The 15,880-nt window shown below is 68.3% G+C and carries 18 protein-coding genes and 1 pseudogene; 14 read left to right on the forward strand and 5 right to left on the reverse strand.

From position 1 onward, the window contains the following. Positions 1-14: 14 nt before the first annotated feature. Entirely contained in the window at positions 15-1,019 is a 1,005-nt protein-coding gene (locus tag J1M43_RS01865) for a LacI family DNA-binding transcriptional regulator (RefSeq protein WP_206475551.1), read from the reverse strand. Positions 1,020-1,205: 186 nt separating this feature from the next. Here J1M43_RS01865 and J1M43_RS01870 point away from each other — a divergent pair, with 186 nt between their 5' ends. Next, a complete protein-coding gene (locus tag J1M43_RS01870) occupies positions 1,206-1,700 on the forward strand; it encodes a hypothetical protein (RefSeq protein WP_206475552.1) in 495 nt (164 codons plus the stop codon). Between the two features lie 28 nt (positions 1,701-1,728). On the opposite strand, the gene J1M43_RS01875 is transcribed toward J1M43_RS01870, so the two are convergent. Genes J1M43_RS01875 through J1M43_RS01885 form a run of 3 tightly spaced genes read right to left on the reverse strand, consistent with a single transcriptional unit; the run spans position 1,729 to position 4,231 of the window. Then, positions 1,729-2,778: an NAD(P)-dependent alcohol dehydrogenase gene (locus J1M43_RS01875; protein WP_206475553.1), complete on the reverse strand. Its 1,050-nt coding sequence runs from the start codon at positions 2,776-2,778 to the stop codon at positions 1,729-1,731. Positions 2,779-2,830: 52 nt separating this feature from the next. After that, positions 2,831-3,637 carry an alpha/beta hydrolase gene (locus J1M43_RS01880; RefSeq protein ID WP_307823195.1) on the reverse strand — a complete coding sequence of 269 codons (807 nt, stop codon included), beginning with the start codon at positions 3,635-3,637 and terminating at the stop codon, positions 2,831-2,833. A gap of 45 nt (positions 3,638-3,682) precedes the next feature. Next, positions 3,683-4,231, reverse strand: coding sequence for a MarR family transcriptional regulator (locus J1M43_RS01885; protein ID WP_307823196.1), 549 nt, complete (start codon positions 4,229-4,231; stop codon positions 3,683-3,685). A 66-nt stretch (positions 4,232-4,297) separates the two neighbouring features. Between J1M43_RS01885 and idi the strand changes: the two genes are divergently transcribed. The 13 genes and pseudogenes from idi (at position 4,298) to J1M43_RS01945 (ending at position 15,244) form a co-directional block, all read left to right on the forward strand. Continuing rightward, positions 4,298-4,834, forward strand: coding sequence for an isopentenyl-diphosphate Delta-isomerase (gene idi / locus J1M43_RS01890; protein ID WP_274607426.1), 537 nt, complete (start codon positions 4,298-4,300; stop codon positions 4,832-4,834). Continuing rightward, the gene (locus J1M43_RS01895) at positions 4,827-5,885 is read left to right on the forward strand and encodes a polyprenyl synthetase family protein (RefSeq protein ID WP_206475554.1); all 1,059 of its coding nucleotides are present in this window, start codon (positions 4,827-4,829) and stop codon (positions 5,883-5,885) included. The genes idi and J1M43_RS01895 overlap by 8 nt, the downstream gene beginning before the upstream one ends. Next, positions 5,882-6,763, forward strand: a complete 882-nt coding sequence (locus tag J1M43_RS01900) for a phytoene/squalene synthase family protein (protein WP_206475555.1) — start codon at positions 5,882-5,884, stop codon at positions 6,761-6,763. The genes J1M43_RS01895 and J1M43_RS01900 overlap by 4 nt, the downstream gene beginning before the upstream one ends. After that, a pseudogene (locus tag J1M43_RS17135) lies at positions 6,736-6,807 on the forward strand (hypothetical protein); the annotation flags it as partial. The gene J1M43_RS01900 and the pseudogene J1M43_RS17135, both read left to right, overlap by 28 nt. Further along, positions 6,796-8,319: a phytoene desaturase family protein gene (crtI, locus tag J1M43_RS01905; protein WP_327036968.1), complete on the forward strand. Its 1,524-nt coding sequence runs from the start codon at positions 6,796-6,798 to the stop codon at positions 8,317-8,319. The pseudogene J1M43_RS17135 and the gene crtI, both read left to right, overlap by 12 nt. Beyond that, a complete protein-coding gene (locus J1M43_RS01910; protein ID WP_206475556.1) occupies positions 8,316-8,648 on the forward strand; it encodes a lycopene cyclase domain-containing protein in 333 nt (110 codons plus the stop codon). The genes crtI and J1M43_RS01910 overlap by 4 nt, the downstream gene beginning before the upstream one ends. Continuing rightward, positions 8,645-9,004, forward strand: coding sequence for a lycopene cyclase domain-containing protein (locus J1M43_RS01915; RefSeq protein WP_033105677.1), 360 nt, complete (start codon positions 8,645-8,647; stop codon positions 9,002-9,004). The genes J1M43_RS01910 and J1M43_RS01915 overlap by 4 nt, the downstream gene beginning before the upstream one ends. Beyond that, complete coding sequence (locus J1M43_RS01920; RefSeq protein ID WP_152594840.1) at positions 8,997-9,887, forward strand: prenyltransferase; 891 nt, start codon at positions 8,997-8,999, stop codon at positions 9,885-9,887. The genes J1M43_RS01915 and J1M43_RS01920 overlap by 8 nt, the downstream gene beginning before the upstream one ends. Next, the gene (locus J1M43_RS01925) at positions 9,884-11,386 is read left to right on the forward strand and encodes an SDR family oxidoreductase (RefSeq protein WP_033105678.1); all 1,503 of its coding nucleotides are present in this window, start codon (positions 9,884-9,886) and stop codon (positions 11,384-11,386) included. Before J1M43_RS01920 ends, J1M43_RS01925 begins: the two co-directional genes overlap by 4 nt. Further along, the gene (locus J1M43_RS01930; RefSeq protein WP_206475557.1) at positions 11,383-11,862 is read left to right on the forward strand and encodes a pyrimidine dimer DNA glycosylase/endonuclease V; all 480 of its coding nucleotides are present in this window, start codon (positions 11,383-11,385) and stop codon (positions 11,860-11,862) included. The genes J1M43_RS01925 and J1M43_RS01930 overlap by 4 nt, the downstream gene beginning before the upstream one ends. Next, positions 11,859-13,118, forward strand: a complete 1,260-nt coding sequence (locus J1M43_RS01935) for a ferrochelatase (protein WP_206475558.1) — start codon at positions 11,859-11,861, stop codon at positions 13,116-13,118. The genes J1M43_RS01930 and J1M43_RS01935 overlap by 4 nt, the downstream gene beginning before the upstream one ends. Positions 13,119-13,258: 140 nt before the next feature. Further along, positions 13,259-13,639 (forward strand): hypothetical protein, encoded by a 381-nt coding sequence (locus tag J1M43_RS01940; protein ID WP_033105680.1) that lies wholly within the window; start codon positions 13,259-13,261, stop codon positions 13,637-13,639. Positions 13,640-13,771: 132 nt separating this feature from the next. Continuing rightward, a complete protein-coding gene (locus J1M43_RS01945; RefSeq protein ID WP_033105681.1) occupies positions 13,772-15,244 on the forward strand; it encodes an MATE family efflux transporter in 1,473 nt (490 codons plus the stop codon). Positions 15,245-15,358: 114 nt separating this feature from the next. Here the strand turns inward: J1M43_RS01945 and J1M43_RS01950 are convergent, their stop codons facing one another. Beyond that, positions 15,359-15,823, reverse strand: a complete 465-nt coding sequence (locus J1M43_RS01950) for an Lrp/AsnC family transcriptional regulator (protein WP_206475559.1) — start codon at positions 15,821-15,823, stop codon at positions 15,359-15,361. Positions 15,824-15,880: the final 57 nt, after the last annotated feature.

Below are 15,880 nucleotides of genomic sequence, written 5' to 3' on the forward strand. Positions count from 1 at the left end.
CTTGACACTTCGGGTTATGCGGGTGATGCAGGCTCGGTGCTCTCTCGGAAATGGACGACGTTGCAGTCGACGATCTCGGTGCGAGGCTCGGCGCCGAGGATGTCCTCCCGCAGAAGGCGGGCGGCCGCGCGGCCGCGAGCGGCGGGGTCGGACGACACGCTGGTCAACGCCGGCGAGAGGTGGGCGGACAGGTGGTCGTCGTCGAATCCGGAGATCGCGAGATCACGCGGGATCGAGAGGCCCTGCGAGCGGGCATAGGACAACCCGGCGATCGCCATGGTGTCGTTCGCATAGAGAATCGCGGATGGCCGATTCGGCGGGGCGAGCAGCTCGGCGGTGAGCCTGCGGCCGCTCGCAGCGGTGAAGTCGCCCTCGCGAAGCAGATCGCCGCCGCCCATCGCGTCTGTGTAGGCGTCTGCGCGCGCCTTCGAATGCACGTAGTCGAGCGGTCCGGACACGTGGGCGATGCGTTCATGCCCGTCGGCGCGGAGCTTGTCGATGATCTCCCGAATCGGCGCGGCATCGTCGGTGCGCACGCAGGAGAACCTGGTCGGCCGATCGTACGCGCCGACCAGCACGGTCGGCAGGTTCAGCCCGTCGAGGAGCGAGACGCGCCAATCGTCGGTGCGCAGGTCGAGCAGGAGCGCCCCGTCTGCCCGGCCGCGGCTGAGTGCGCGATACGCGCGTTCCTCCGCCGCGCGGTCGGGAACGACCTGGAGGATCAGTGCCGTCTCTGTCGGGGCGAGCACCGATTCCACACCGGCGATGAATGCGGGGAAGTACGAGTCGTTGGCGATGACTTCAGGGTCACGCGCCAGGACGACGGCGATCGCATTGGCCCGCCGGGTCGCCAGCGCGCGGGCACTCTGGCTCGGCACCCAGTTGAGGCGCTCCGCCGCCGCGAGCACCCTGTCGCGCGTCTCGGTCGAGATCGGCCGATTCCCGCTGAGAGCATGCGAGACGGTGGCTTTCGTGACCCCGGCCTCGCGGGCCACGTCTGCGATCGTCGTGCGAGTCATGCCACCTCCTCGTAGCTGTCGTCGGAGCACCCGAGTAAACTCGCGTGAACCGGTTTGACGAAAGTGTAAACCGGTTTGACTGCATGTGTCAACGGGATGCTGGGCACGGCAGATCGCACCGCCGATGGTTCATGCTGGACGAGAGCCGGCCCGCCGGCGACACTTGCAGCACGACGAACGGATGACATGACTCGAACTTCACGCGCGTGGGGTGTGATCGCAGTGGCCATCCTGCTCATCGGCTGCGCCCCGCAGCCGCTCGCACCCGGCCAGGCATCAACTCCCACACCGACCGTCGCGTGCCCTCAGGTGGAAGGTGCCGAGCTACCCGCGGAGTGCGCACCGTACGATCCAGATCAGGCGATGGCGCAGAACGAACGACATCGCGATCGGATGGAGATGTCAGCGGAGGCGGCCGCGGCGGCCGAGGCGCTCGCCGCACCGCTTCGTCAGGTCCTCGAGGAGCTTCGGGCGTCGGGCGGCGTCAGTGTCGACGCCGTCACACAGGCGATCGCAGCTGCCGGACTCGAGCTTCCACAGGTGCGCGAGGATCACGGCGACGTCCTGTTCGGCGTCGACGGACCGGAGGGCGGTTGCGTGTTCGGCGTCGTCACTGCGGCGGCGGTGTCCGTGGAGGTCGGCGGATACATCAAGGACGGCGGCTGCCTTCCTGCGCAGTGACCGTGCGGCGAACGCGGCCGCAGCCGCGTCAGCCCTTCAGGGTCTCGATGTCGATCACGAACCGGTAGCGCACATCGGATGACAGTACGCGGGCCCAGGCCTCATTGACCTGGTCGGCCGACGTGATCTCGATGTCGGGTGCGATGCCGTGCTCGGCGCAGAAGTCGAGCATCTCCTGTGTCTCCGCGATGCCACCGATGTTCGATCCGGCGAACGAGCGTCGCCCGCCGATCAGCGTGCCGGCGTTGACGGCCATCGGCTCTGCCGGTGCGCCCACGTTGACGAGTGTGCCGTTCATGGCCAGCAGGTTCAGGTGCGAGTTGATGTCGATCGCCGCGGACACGGAGTTGATGATCAGATCGAAGCTCGAGCGCAGCGAACGGAACGTCTCCCGATCCTCGGTGGCGAAGTAGTGGTCGGCGCCGAGTGCCAGCGCGTCGTCCTTCTTGCTCAGCGAGCGCGACAGCACGGTGACGTCGGCGCCCATGGCGTGCGCGATCTTGACGGCCATGTGGCCGAGCCCGCCGAGGCCGACGACGGCGACCCGCTTTCCGGGGCCGGCGTTCCAGTGCCGCAGCGGCGAGTACGTGGTGATGCCGGCGCACAGCAGGGGAGCCGCCTTCTCATAGGGGATCGCCTCGGGCACGCGCAGCACGAAGTCCTCGGTGACGACGACGCCGGTGGAATAGCCGCCCTGCGTGATCGTGCCGTCGACGTCGGTCGCGGCGTACGTGCCGATCGCACCATTCAGGCAGTGCTGCTCGTTGCCCGACGCACAGTTCTCGCACTCACCGCAGGAGTTCACGAGGCATCCGACGCCGACGCGGTCGCCGACCGCGAACTTCGTCACCTCGGAGCCCACCTCGGCAACGGTGCCGACGATCTCGTGGCCGACCGTCAGCGGGTACTGCTGCGTCCCCCAGTCGCCCTGCACCGTGTGGATGTCGGAGTGGCAGATGCCCGCCCAGCGGATGTCGATGCGCACGTCCTTCGCGCCGACGTCGCGACGTTCGATCGTGCCGAGGAAGAGCGGCTCTGTGGCGGAGGGCGCGACGATGGCGGGGATCACAGTGGTCATGATCCGAGCGTAGACCGGAAGCCGAGACGGTGGCGACTGCGCGGCTTCGAGGTCAGTCCGCGGCTTCGCCGAGGAACTCCAGCGCCGCATCCTTGAACGCACGAGAGCCCGGCGCGTTGAAGTGATTCCGATCCGGTATCTCGAAGAACCGGCCCTGCGGCGCGGCATCCGCGAGCGCACGCGAGCCCTCGATGATCGCATCCTTCGACCCTGTCGCGAACAGGATGGGGCTGGTGGGCGCGTTGGACGGATCGGGGTCGACCGTCCGCGTGAGGCGCATCCCCTCCGCCAACGCCAGGAGCGAGTTCAGGTCGTTGCCTGCGACGCGTTCGGTCAGGGCGATGTAGTTCCTGGTCGTCTGGTCCTGCACCGGCTCACCGCGATCGACATACGCACGCACCTGATCGATGTCGAGACGCTCGAGCGGGATGCCGTCCGGCACGCCGCCGAGCACGGCCCTGGTGATCCGCTGCGGAAGATCACGCACGACCTCCCAGCCCACCCTGGCGCCGAGCGAGTATCCGACGTAGACCGCCTCCTCGACGAGGTAGACGTCCATGACCGTCTCCACATCGGTGGCCAGCGTGCGGATCGCGTACGCCGACGCTTCGTGGGGCTTGTCACTGGCCCCGTGGCCGCGCTGATCGATCGCCAGCACGCGATAGCCGGCGCCGGTGAGATCGCGCACCCACCCGGTGAGCACCCAGTTGTCGCGCGCGTTCGAAGCGAAGCCGTGCACGATGACGACGACAGGGGCGTCGATGTCGCCCCAGGTGTAGGTCGCGAGCCGCGTGCCGTCAGCGGCGTACACGAGCTGTGGATTCGGCATCCGGGTCAGTTCAGCGAGAGGGGCAGCCACTCCTCCATCATGGCACCCGAGGCTCCACCGGGGCCCGGCTGCGCGTCAGGCGAGCTCGCCCTGCGGCTCGTCGGCCTCGGTGAGCGCCGTGAGGAAGCGGATCACCGCTTCGCGGTCGCCGGGAGGCATTGCGGCGGCGGCGGCGAATCGACGTGCGTGCTGGCGCCCGATGGTCTCGTGCGCCGAGATCCGCGTGGATTCCGTGACCTCGATGCAGACCGTTCGACGGTCACTCGGATGCTGCGCGCGAACGAGGTGACCACCGGCGACGAGCCGATCGACCAGTTTCGTCGTGGATGCGCTGGAGATCCCGACCTCGCGGGCGATGTCCTTCGGGGTGACCACGCGCCCCTGCTGCTGTGCCCGGATGATCATGCGGATCGCGCGCATGTCGCTCTCGTTGAGCTTCATGTACTTCTTCGACGCCTCGGAGAGCGTGCGGGCGGCCTCCTGCCAACCACGCAGCGCCTCCATGACCCTCACGCACTGGTCGATGTCGGCTTCGGTGAGATCCGAACGGTCGACAAGGTCCGAGTCGCGGGAGAAGTAGCGCATGCCAGCGTCATCGTAGACGTCGCGCTTCGGATCTGGCACTGTCTCAGCATACAGTTCTTATGATAAGTTGAACTCTCGCTTAGCTAACGAAATGAGGTGCGTGCGATGGAGATGGTCGTTCTGGTCGACGACGCGGGCACTCCGGTCGGCACGCGCAGCAAGGCGACGACGCACGGGCCTGCGACTCCTCGACACCTGGCGTTCTCGTGCCATGTCATCGACGGCGATGGTCGCCTTCTCGTCACGAGGCGGGCCCTGACGAAGCAGACCTGGCCGGGTGTGTGGACGAACTCGTTCTGCGGTCATCCGGCACCGGACGAGAGCCTCGAGGATGCCGTGCGACGCCGCGCGGCCTTCGAACTCGGCCTCGCGGTCGATGCGATCGAGTGCGTCGCACCGGAGTTCAGTTACGTCGCCCGCGATGCGTCCGGCATCCAGGAGAACGAGTACTGCCCGGTCTTCATCGCCACCGCCGCGTCCGCACTGTCTCCGAATCCCGACGAGGTCGCCGAAGCGCGCTGGACCACGGCGTCCGAACTGGCACTCGCTGCCGGTGCGGTCCCGTGGGCGTTCAGCCCCTGGCTCGTGGAGCACCTCCCGCAGGTGCTTCCGCATCTTCCCGGCGGGAACGAGCATGCGTGACCCAGCCGTCGATGGCGCCGTCGCCGTGTTCGACGCGAGACTCACCGAGATCCTCGCTCTCAGGAGGGAACGGTCTCGAGCGTTCTCCGCGACGTACGAGCAGTTGTGGGATGCCCTCGAGCGACTGGCGTCGGGCGGCAAGAAGGTGCGGCCGCGACTGCTGCTGGACGCGTACGCGGCCCTCGGGGGCACGGATGAACGCGCGGCCGTCGACGCCGCCTGCGCGATCGAACTGCTGCACGTCGCGCTCGTGATCCATGACGACGTGATCGACCGTGACCTGGTCCGCCGCGGCGAGATGAACATCACCGGTCGATTCGCATCCGAGGCGCTGCTGCGCGGAGCGCCGAGACGAGAGGCACACGCGTGGGGAGAAGCATCCTCCCTGCTCGCCGGTGATCTCATGCTCACACTCGCGCATTCCGTGCTCGCCAGGCTCGACGTGGACGAGTCGCGCCGGCAGGCCGTGCTCGACATCTTCGACGACACCGTCTTCGAGAGCGCAGCGGGCGAGCACCACGACGTATGGCTCAGCCTGCATCTCGAATCGGCGACGGCCGACGATGTGCTGGCCATGGTCGATCAGAAGACCGCCGCCTACTCGTTCCAGGCCCCGCTCACCCTCGCTGCGGTGCTCGCCGGCGCGCCGTCGAGCCTCCTCGAGGAGCTGACGCTGATCGCTCGTCGCATCGGCGTGATCTACCAGCTCAGAGACGATGTCCTCGGGGTGTTCGGCGACGAACGCGAGACCGGCAAGTCCGCTCTCGGCGACCTGCGGGAGGGAAAGGAAACTCTCCTCGTGTCGTATGCGCGCGCGGACCCGGCCTGGGCCACCGTCGAGCCGTACTTCGGTGACGAGGGGATGAGCGCCTCGGAGGGGGAGAGCCTTCGGCGCGTCATCGAGGAGTCGGGTGCCTTGCTGTTCGTCGAGTCGCTCATCTCCGAACGCTGCACGGAGGTGCATGCACTCATCCGGGAGTCGCACCTGCCCGCGCCGATGGTCGAGCAGCTGATCGACCTCGTCTCGACCTGCGGCACGCGCACGTCATGAAGTCGACCGACCTCGCCCTCTACACCGCGACCGCTGACGCCAGCGCCCGCGTCGTCATCCGCCGCTACTCGACGTCGTTCGGGTGGGCGAGCCGACTCCTCTCCGGATCGATGCGCGACCACATCGCCCGCATCTACGCACTCGTGCGCATCGCCGACGAACTGGTCGACGGTCCCGCCGAGGCCGCTGGCGTCGACCGCGAGAACCGCGCGGAGATGCTGGACGACCTGGAGGCCGAGACGGCGCGGGCACTGAGGCTGGGCTTCAGCACGAACCTCGTCGTGCATGCCTTCGCTGCGACCGCCCGTGCGCACGGGATCGGCATGGACCTGTGCGAGCCGTTCTTCGCGTCGATGCGCCGAGACCTCGATGCGACCGTGTTCGACGACGCAGAGCTCGACGAGTACATCCACGGATCAGCCGAGGTCGTCGGACTCATGTGCCTCGCGGTCTTCGAGGCCGGGGCCGTCCGCGACGTCAGCGAGCGCGAACAGCTCCAGGAGGGTGCGCGCCGCCTCGGAGCGGCGTTTCAGAAGGTCAACTTCCTGCGCGACTTCGCCGGCGATCACGACGATCTCGGACGCACCTATCTCCCGGCCGTGGCTCCGACGAGCCCTGCACCGGCACTCACCGAGGCATCCAAGTCCGAGGCTGTCACGTCCATCCGCGAGGATCTCCGCGTGGCCGATGAAGCCATCCCGCTTCTCGACCCCGCGTGCCGACCTGCAGTCTGGGCCGCCAGGGCGATGTTCGGCGAGCTCACCGACCGCCTCGATGCGGCACCCGCGTCGGCGCTGATGACCACCAGAGTCAGGGTGCCAGACCCTGTCAAAGCCAGGATCCTGGTGCGCGCCCTGGCGATGAAGGCGCGTCCGTGAGCGGCAAGAGGGTCGTCGTCGTCGGAGGCGGCGTGAGCGGCCTGGCCACCGCATGCCTGCTCGCACGCGACGGGCACGAGGTGACGGTCCTCGAGAAGAACGGTGCGTTCGGCGGACGGGCAGGCGTCTGGGAGAGGGACGGGTTCACGTTCGACACCGGGCCGTCGTGGTACCTCATGCCCGAGGTGTTCGAGCACTTCTACCGGATGATGGGCACCACGACCGCGGAGCAGCTCGACCTCGTGACGCTGCAGCCGGGGTATCGCATCTACGGCGAACCTACGGAGGCCGAACCGGAGGCGCCCATCGATGTGCCGGCGGGCGAGCGTGCCGTCGCCGCTCTCTTCGAGAGCCGCGAGAGCGGCGCCGGAGGACGGATCAGCGCGTATGTCGCATCCGCCACGAAGACGTACCGCGCGGCGGTGCGCTCGTTCCTCTACAACCCGTTCTCGTCCTGGCGGGATTTCACCTCGCGAGCTGTGCTGACTGCCGCGCCCGCCGTGCTGCCGCTGCTGTTCCGGTCGCTGTGGTCGTTCGCCGCGCGCCGCTTCCAGGACCTGCGGCTGCGGCAGATCCTCGCGTACCCCGCCGTGTTCCTCGGCACTTCACCGTTCGACGCTCCGGCGCTCTATCACCTGATGAGCCACATGGATCTCATCGACGGCGTGAAGTACCCGCGGGGAGGATTCCGCGCGTTCGTCACCTCACTCGTCGACATCGCGCGAGAGAACGGCGTCGAGCTTCTCGCCGACAGCGATGTGCGGGCGATCTCCAGTGCGAACGGTGCCGTGCGGTCGGTCGAGTTCACCCGCAACGGCGAGGCGCACCGGCTCTACGCCGACGTCGTCGTCTCGGCGATCGACGAGCATCACACCGAGACAGTCCTGCTCGAACCAGCCGACCGCTCGTATCCGCAGAAGCGCTGGGACGCGCAGGTCTCAGGGCCCAGCGCCGTGCTCGTCATGCTCGGCGTGCGAGGCGCCCTGCCGCAGCTGCGTCACCACACGCTGTTCTTCTCGAACGACTGGCACGACAACTTCGACGCGATCTTCGGCTCGCCGACCCGCATCCCTGAAGCGCCGTCGCTGTACGTGTGCAAACCGAGCGCGACCGATGATGACGTGGCACCCGAGGGGCACGAGAACCTGTTCGTGCTCGTGCCGCTCCCGGCCGACACGGAGATCGGGCGCGGCGGCGTGGACGGTTCAGGCGATGAGCTCGTCCGCCTGGTCGCCGACAGAGCGATCGCGCAGATCGGCGCATGGGCGGGTATCGACGATCTGGAGTCGAGGATCGTCGTGCAGCGCACTTTCGGACCGGCCGACTTCGAGGCGGAGTTCAACACCTTCCGCGGCAGCGCACTGGGGCCCGCGCACATCCTCGCCCAGAGCGCCTTCTTCCGCGGGGTGACGCGGTCGCGCAGAGTCGACGGTCTCTACTACACGGGCGCGACGTCGGTGCCCGGCGTCGGACTGCCCATGTGCCTCATCAGCGCCGAACTCGTGCTCAAGCACGTGAGGGGCGAGCATTCCCCAGGCCCGCTGGAGGAACCGTGAATCTCGTCTACGCGGCGTCCTTGTTGCTGACCCTCGCGTGCCTCGTCCTGCTCGATGTGCGCTTCCGGCTCGTGTTCGCACGCACACCGGCGCGCTCCGCGGTCGTGCTGCTCGCCGGGCTGGCGTTCTTCACCGTCTGGGATGCGGTCGGCATCGGCCTTGGTGTGTTCCGTCATGTCGACTCGCGGTGGGCCACCGGCATCCTGCTCGCCCCGCAGTTCCCGATCGAGGAGCTGCTCTTCCTCGTCTTCCTCTGCTACCTCACGCTCGTGCTGCTCAGCGGGTTGCGGCATCTGCGGAACCGGCACGCGAAGCGGAGGAGCCGATGACCTACCTGCTCATGTCGCTGCCCTTCATCGTCGTCGCCCTGCTGGTGTTCGTACTCGGTGCTGTGCACGCGAGGCGACACGGGTCGTTCGCCGGCTACCTGTCGGCCTGGGCAGTGGCCACGGCATCCCTCGTCGTCCTCACTGTCATCTTCGACAACGTGATGATGGCGGCCGGCTTCTTCGACTACGGCGTCGCGCAGATCTCCGGCGTGCGCCTCGGACTGATACCGATCGAGGATCTGCTGTACCCGATCGCCGGCGCCCTGCTGCTCAGCGGCGCGTGGCAGATGCTCGGCGGCGAGGGCGGCACCCGCCGGACTCGTAACGCTCACCGCGAGGAGAGCCGCGGTGTCTGAGATCCTCTCGACGAGCCGCACGCTGCTCACGGCCTCGCGCCCGTTGAGCTGGATCAACACGGCTTACCCGTTCGCCGCCGTCTACCTGATCACGACCGGACGCGTGGATGTCGCGCTGGCGATCGGGACCCTGTTCTTCCTCGTGCCCTACAACCTGGCGATGTACGGCATCAACGACGTCTTCGACTACGAGTCCGACCTCGCCAACCCCCGCAAGGGCGGAGCAGAAGGGGCGAAGCTGCCGCCTCGGCTGCACCGCGTCACTCTGCTCGCCTCCGGTCTGCTCGCCGCACCCTTCGTGATCGCACTGCTGATCCTCGGGGCGCATCGGCCGATGTCGTGGGCGGTGCTCGCGGTGAGCCTGTTCGCGGTCGTCGCCTACTCCGTGCGCGGCCTGCGGTTCAAGGAGATTCCGTTCCTCGACTCGATCACCTCCAGCACGCACTTCGTGACGCCCGCCCTGTACGCCATGGCGCTCGCCGGCACCGACGTCACTCCGCCGATCGTCGTGACGATGATCGCGTTCTTCTGCTGGGGGATGGCGAGCCACGCGTTCGGCGCCGTGCAGGACATCGTGCCCGATCGTGAGGCCGGTATCGGGTCGATCGCGACGGTGCTCGGCGCATCGAAGACCGTCTGGTTCGCGTTCGCGCTGTGGGTCGTCGCCGGCGTGCTCATGCTCCTCGTGCCGTGGCCGGCGAACCTCGCGGCGCTCGCCGCGCTGCCGTACCTGCTAAGCGCGGCGCCGTACCTTCGCGTGGACGACGCGCGCTCCGGAGACGTCAACCGCGCGTGGCGGCGTTTCCTGTTCATCAACTACGCCGTGGGGTTCGCGATCACCCTGCTGCTCATTCTCTGCACGACGAGAGGATTGTTCGCATGACCCGTGTGCTCGTCACCGGCGCGACCGGATACATCGGCGGCCGCCTCGTTCCCCAGCTCCTCGCCGCAGGTCACGAGGTGAGCGTGTACGTGCGCTCGCCATGGAAGCTGCGCGACGTGCCGTGGCGGCAGCAGGTCACGGTCTTCAAGGGCGACTTCTCGGATGCCGTCGCCACCCGCCGCGCGCTGAACGGTGTGGACACGGCGTTCTACCTGGTGCACTCGATGAGTGCCGGTCGGGCTTTCGTGGATGCCGAGAAGCGCGACGCAGAGCAGTTCGCCGAGGTCGCCACGGCTGCGAAGGTGGGCAGGATCGTCTACCTCGGCGGCTTGCACCCCGACGGTGCGCAGCTGTCGAAGCACCTCTCGTCGCGGGCCGCCGTCGGCCAGACCTTCCTCGACAGCGAGGTGCCGGCCATCGTCTTCCAGGCAGGCATCGTGATCGGCTCCGGGTCGGCGTCGTTCGAGATGATCCGCCACCTCACCGAGGTGCTGCCGTACATGCCTGCGCCCCGCTGGGTGCGCAATCATGTGCAGCCCATCGCCATCCGCGACGTGCTGCGATACCTGGTGCGAGCCGTCGACCTACCGGACGGCCTGAACCGCACCTTCGATATCGGAGGGCCCGATGTACTGCGCTACGGCCAGATGATGAACGGATACGCGGTCGAGGCGGGGCTCCCGCAGCGCGGGATCGCCGCGCTGCCGGTGCTCACGCCGTGGCTCGCGTCGCAGTGGGTGAGCCTGGTGAGCCCCGTTCCGCGTTCGATCGCGGTGCCGATCATCGCCTCGCTGCAGAACGACTGCGTCATGAGTGAGCACGACATCGACGAGCACATCGAACCACCAGAGGGAGGGCTGCTGCCGTACCGGACGGCCGTGCGGCTGGCGCTGAAGCGCGAGGAGGAGGGCCAGGTCGAGACGAGCTGGCAGAGCGCCACAGTGCCCGGCGCGCCGAGCGACCCCCTCCCGAGCGATCCGGACTGGGCAGGGCACACCGTGTTCACCGACCTGCGCGAGCGGCGCACCGCCGCCTCCACGGCAGCCGTGTGGGACGTGATCGAGTCGATCGGCGGCGAGAAGGGCTGGTATTCCTTCCCGCTGGCGTGGGCCGCGCGTGGCTGGATAGATCGGCTCGTCGGCGGCGTCGGAATGCGGCGGGGCCGCCGGCATCCGACCCGGTTGCACACCGGCGACGTGATCGACGTCTGGCGGGTGGAGGCGGTCGAGCACGGGCGCACACTGCGCCTTCGAGCGGAGATGCGGATGCCGGGGCGAGGGTGGCTCGAACTCGGCGTCGAGCCGGCCGACGGCGGGAGCCTCTACCGCCAGCGCGCCGTGTACTTCCCGAAAGGGCTGACGGGCCGGTTGTACTGGGCGATGCTGCTGCCCTTCCACGGCGTGATCTTCAACGGCATGGCGCAGAGCATCCTGCGGGCGGCCGAGCGCACTCCGGCCGAGCGTGCGACGGCGGAGCGCACTCCGGGGGAGGCGGCATGAGGCTCTGGTCGGTGCATCCGAAGTACTTCGACCGCCAGGCGCTCACGGCGTGCTGGCGCGAGGGTCTGCTCGCGCAGGCCGTGATCTCCGAACCGGGCAAGGGCTACTCCCGGCATCCGCAGCTGAGAAGGTTCCAGGAGACCGACGAGCCGCGTACGGCCATCGGCGACTACCTCAGTGCCATCGTCGACGAGGCGGATGCGCGCGGGTACCGCTTCGCCAGGGACAAGATCCGCGCCACCGGGTACGGCAGGGCGCTGCCCGTGAACGACGGCCAGCTCGCCTACGAATGGACGCACCTACTGGCGAAGCTCGAGAGGCGCAGTCCGTCGGTGTGGGAGCGATGGCGCGGGGTGCCGATCCCCGACCCGCATCCGGGCTTCACGGTCGTCAGCGGTCCGATCGCCGAGTGGGAGAAGGTCGCGATGGCAGACCCCGGTCGCAGCAGCACAGGTCAACAGGAGGCAGGGACATGAGCACCGAATCAGAGCAGCAGTACGATCCTTACGCCGAGGCGGTCGAGTCCGCAGCATCCGGCCGTCGCGAGCTCAAGCCCCCGAAGGCGTCGGGAGTGCATCTCGAGCAAGGCGCGAAGGTGCCGTCCGCATCCCCGGCGGCGCAGTCCGGGCCGGAGCATGTCGTCGAACCGGTCGCCTATGACGCGATCCTGCTGTCGGGTTTCGGCGGCCCGGAGGGACAGGACGACGTGCTGCCCTTCCTCCGCAATGTGACACGGGGACGCGGCATCTCGGACGAGCGCCTGGAAGAGGTCGCCCACCATTACCGCCGGTTCGGCGGAGTGAGCCCGATCAACGACCAGAACCGCCTTCTTCGCCAGGGGCTGAAGGCCGCTCTCGCGGAAGCCGGCCTGGATCTGCCCGTCTACTGGGGCAACCGCAACTGGGCGCCGTACCTGGATGAGGCGCTCGAGAGCGCGGCGGACGACGGCATCCGCCGGATGATCGCGATCCCGACCAGCGCGTACTCGTCGTACTCGTCGTGCCGGCAGTACCGCGAGGACTGGGCCGACGCGCTCGAGGCGAGTGGCACGCAGGGGATCATCCAGATCGACAAGGTCAGGCAGTTCTTCTCGCATCCCGGCTTCATCCAGCCCTTCATCGAGGGTGTGCGCGACGGCATCGCGGCCGCGGCGCAGGCCGGGCATGACGCATCGAACGTCGAGGTGCTGTTCTCCACGCACAGCATCCCCACTCAGGATGCGGAGCTGTCGGGTGCGGGCCTGTTCACCGATGTCGACGGCGGAGGCTACGCCGCGCAGCACCTGGCCGTCGCCGAGGAGGTCATGGCCGCCGCCGCACCGGGCGTCTCGTGGCAGCTCGTCTACCAGTCGCGGTCCGGCCCGCCTTCTCAGCCGTGGCTCGAGCCAGACATCAACGACGCGCTCGAGGCGCTCGAACACCGCAGCGCGGTGCTGATCGTGCCGCTCGGATTCGTGAGCGACCACATGGAGGTCATCTGGGATCTCGACACCGAGGCGATCGAGACGGCGGACCGCCTCGGTCTGTGGAGCCTTCGAACCGCGACGCCGGGCACGCATCCGGCGTTCGTCGGCGCGCTCGTCGATCTCGTGCAGGAGCGCATCGTCGGACGGCCGGTCGAGGCTCGCGCGAACGCGACGACGCTGGGGCCGTGGTTCGATGTCTGCCGACCCGGATGCTGCGCGAACAAGCGGCTCGGATTCTCTCCGGCGATCGCGGGTCTGCAGCCCTGACCTCGAACGGAGCACGACCCGGGTGTCGCCGGGACCGATTGAGTAACATCATCCTCGAGATGGATGCGGGCGCCGCGGAAGCTCCGTATCTTTGGAACATACGGAGGCTGAACCGGGGGGGTTTGGACGATATGTCGTCAATGAGTGCGTTACGTGAACTGGCAGCTTTCTTCCTGCCGGTCGGATTCGTCGGAGCGGGCATCGCCGTTCTCTGCGCGATCATCGCCGGAGTCGCGCTCGCGCGCGGAGCGGTGGGGTTGAGCGGCGGGGCGACTGCCGTCTGGATCGTCGGAATGATGCTCAGCGTCGCTGCGGGTTTCTCCGGGCAGTGGATCCCGACCGCCGCCGCAGGCGGGGCATTGGTCGCGGCGCTCGTGATCGGAGCGCTCGTGCGGCTGGTGCTGGACCGGCGGCCGGCCCGGCCCGAACGTCCGGAGTCGGCTGCTCCGACTCCCGCTCGCCCGCGCCGCGCAGAGGGCATCGGCGGCGCAGGCCTCGGCACGGTTCTCGTTCAGCGCTAGACCGAAGGTGCGCAGGCGGCGTCTTCTTTCACGAAGGTCTTCCGTTGCCGAATCGATTCGATAAGCTGGTCGCTTCGCCGTTCCCGGCATCCGATCCCCCATCCTCCCCGCGTTCCGGAAGTTCTTCTCCGCATGGCCACCTCCCTCACCACGGGCCGCCCCTGGCGTGTCATCCTGTCGTTCTCCGTCCCGCTGCTCATCGGCAACGTCGTGCAGCAGCTCTACCAGGTCGTCGACACGATCGTGGTCGGCCGCGAGCTCGGCGTGAACTCGCTCGCCGCCGTCGGAGCGACCGGGAGTCTGCTGTTCCTGCTGCTCGGCTTCGCCTGGGGCATGACGAGCGGGTTCGCGATCCCGACGGCGCAGGCGTACGGTGCGAAGGACCATGCGGCCGTCAGGCGTTCGGTCGCCACCGGCACGCTGCTGTCGGCGGCGGCCAGCATCCTCATCACGATCGGCGGACCACTGCTCGCCGAGCCGGTGCTGGTGCTCATGCAGACGCCACCCGAACTTCTCGCCGAGGCCACGCTGTTCACGCAGGTGAGCTTCCTCGGCGGCGGCGCGACGATGTTCTTCAACTACCTCTCCGCGATCATCCGCGCGATCGGCGACTCGAAGACGCCGCTGGTGTTCCTCACGATCGCGTGCGCGCTGAACGTCGTGCTCGTCATCGTGCTCGTCGGCCCCGTGGGCTGGGGCGTCGCGGGCGCCGCGCTGGCGACCGTCGTGTCGCAGGCGGTGTCGGTGGTGCTGTGCCTCGAGTTCGTCAGGCGCCGGATGCCGATGCTGCACGTGCGGCGCGCGGACTGGAAGGTCACCCGCGACGACATCGCCGATCACCTCCGGCTCGGCCTGCCCATGGGTTTCCAGGCCTCGATCATCGCGATCGGCACGCTGGTCGTGCAGGTGGCGCTGAACATGCTGGGGGCGGAGGCTGTCGCGGCGTACACGACCGCGAGCCGCGTCGACAGTCTCGCGACGGCGCTGCTCGCCTCGCTGGGCCTCGCCGTGTCGATGTACGTGGCGCAGAACTTCGGCGGTCGCCGGCCCGACCGCATCCGCGCCGGCGTGAAGCAGGCGACCTGGATGGCCGTCATCGCGTCGGTGATCCTCGGCGTCGTGCTCATTGCGTTCGGAACCCGCCTCGTGCGGCTGTTCGTCGGCGAGGGGTCGGACGAGGTGGTCGAGCTCGCGCACCTGATGCTCATCATCAACGGTTCTTCGTACGCGCTGCTGGGCGTACTGTTCGTTCTGCGCGGCGCTCTGCAGGGACTCGGGCAGGCGATGATCCCGACGATCACCGGCATCGTCGAACTGTTCATGCGCGTCGGCGCAGCCGTCGTGCTCGGTGCCGTCTTCGGCTTCGGCGGCGTCGCGGCGAGCAACCCGCTGGCGTGGGTCGGCGCGGTGGTGATCCTGATCCCGGCCTATGTGAAGGCGCACCGCGCGCTGGCGAAGATGCCTGTGGATCCCCTCGAGCCGACGCTCACCACGCCCATCGCGCTCGTGGGACCGGACAACAGCTCGCTGACCGTGGATGCCGTGGTCACCCAGCCCGTGCCGATCGTCGTGCAGCGGCGATGGAAGAAGCTGCTGCGCCGCTGACCCGGCTTCGGAATCCCGGGTGGGCGCGGGCTGCGGGTCGTTGAGCGACACTTCGACTCGCTTCGCTCGCTCAGTGCGGGTCTCCGCGAGACGAACGGGTCGAGCCCGCGTCCGCTACCCGAGCACCCCGCGGCCGTCGCGCAGCTCGAAGACCAGCTGAGTCTCCGTGCCTCGTACGACCGGATGCACGGTGATGTGCTCGAGGACGATGTCGCGGAGGGCCACGGCATCGCGCACCGCGACGTGCACGAGGAAGTCGTCGACGCCCGCGACGTGGAACACCTGCTGCACCTGCGGCGTCGCGACGAGCGCGTCGAACAGGGCGTTGACCTTCTCGCCGGTGTGGTTCGCGAGGCGCACTTTGATGATCGCCTCGAGCGGGTAGCCGAGCGCAGCCGCATCGAGTCGGACGCGGGTGTCACGGATGATCCCGCGATCACGCAGGCTCCGCACCCGGTGCGCACAGGTCGATTCCGCGAGCCCCAGCTGCTGCGCGAGCGCCTTGTTCGTGAGGTCGGCGCGGGCGCTGAGCGCCGCGAGGATCTCCAGGTCGACCTCGTCGAGTTGTGCTTTCGTCAACTCGGCCTCCTCTTCACCGCACCCGTTTGCTGGAAATTGTGGATTCTGCCGCATCGT

The organism is Microbacterium sp. KRD172 (assembly GCF_017168295.1).
Lineage (GTDB): Bacteria > Actinomycetota > Actinomycetes > Actinomycetales > Microbacteriaceae > Microbacterium > Microbacterium profundi.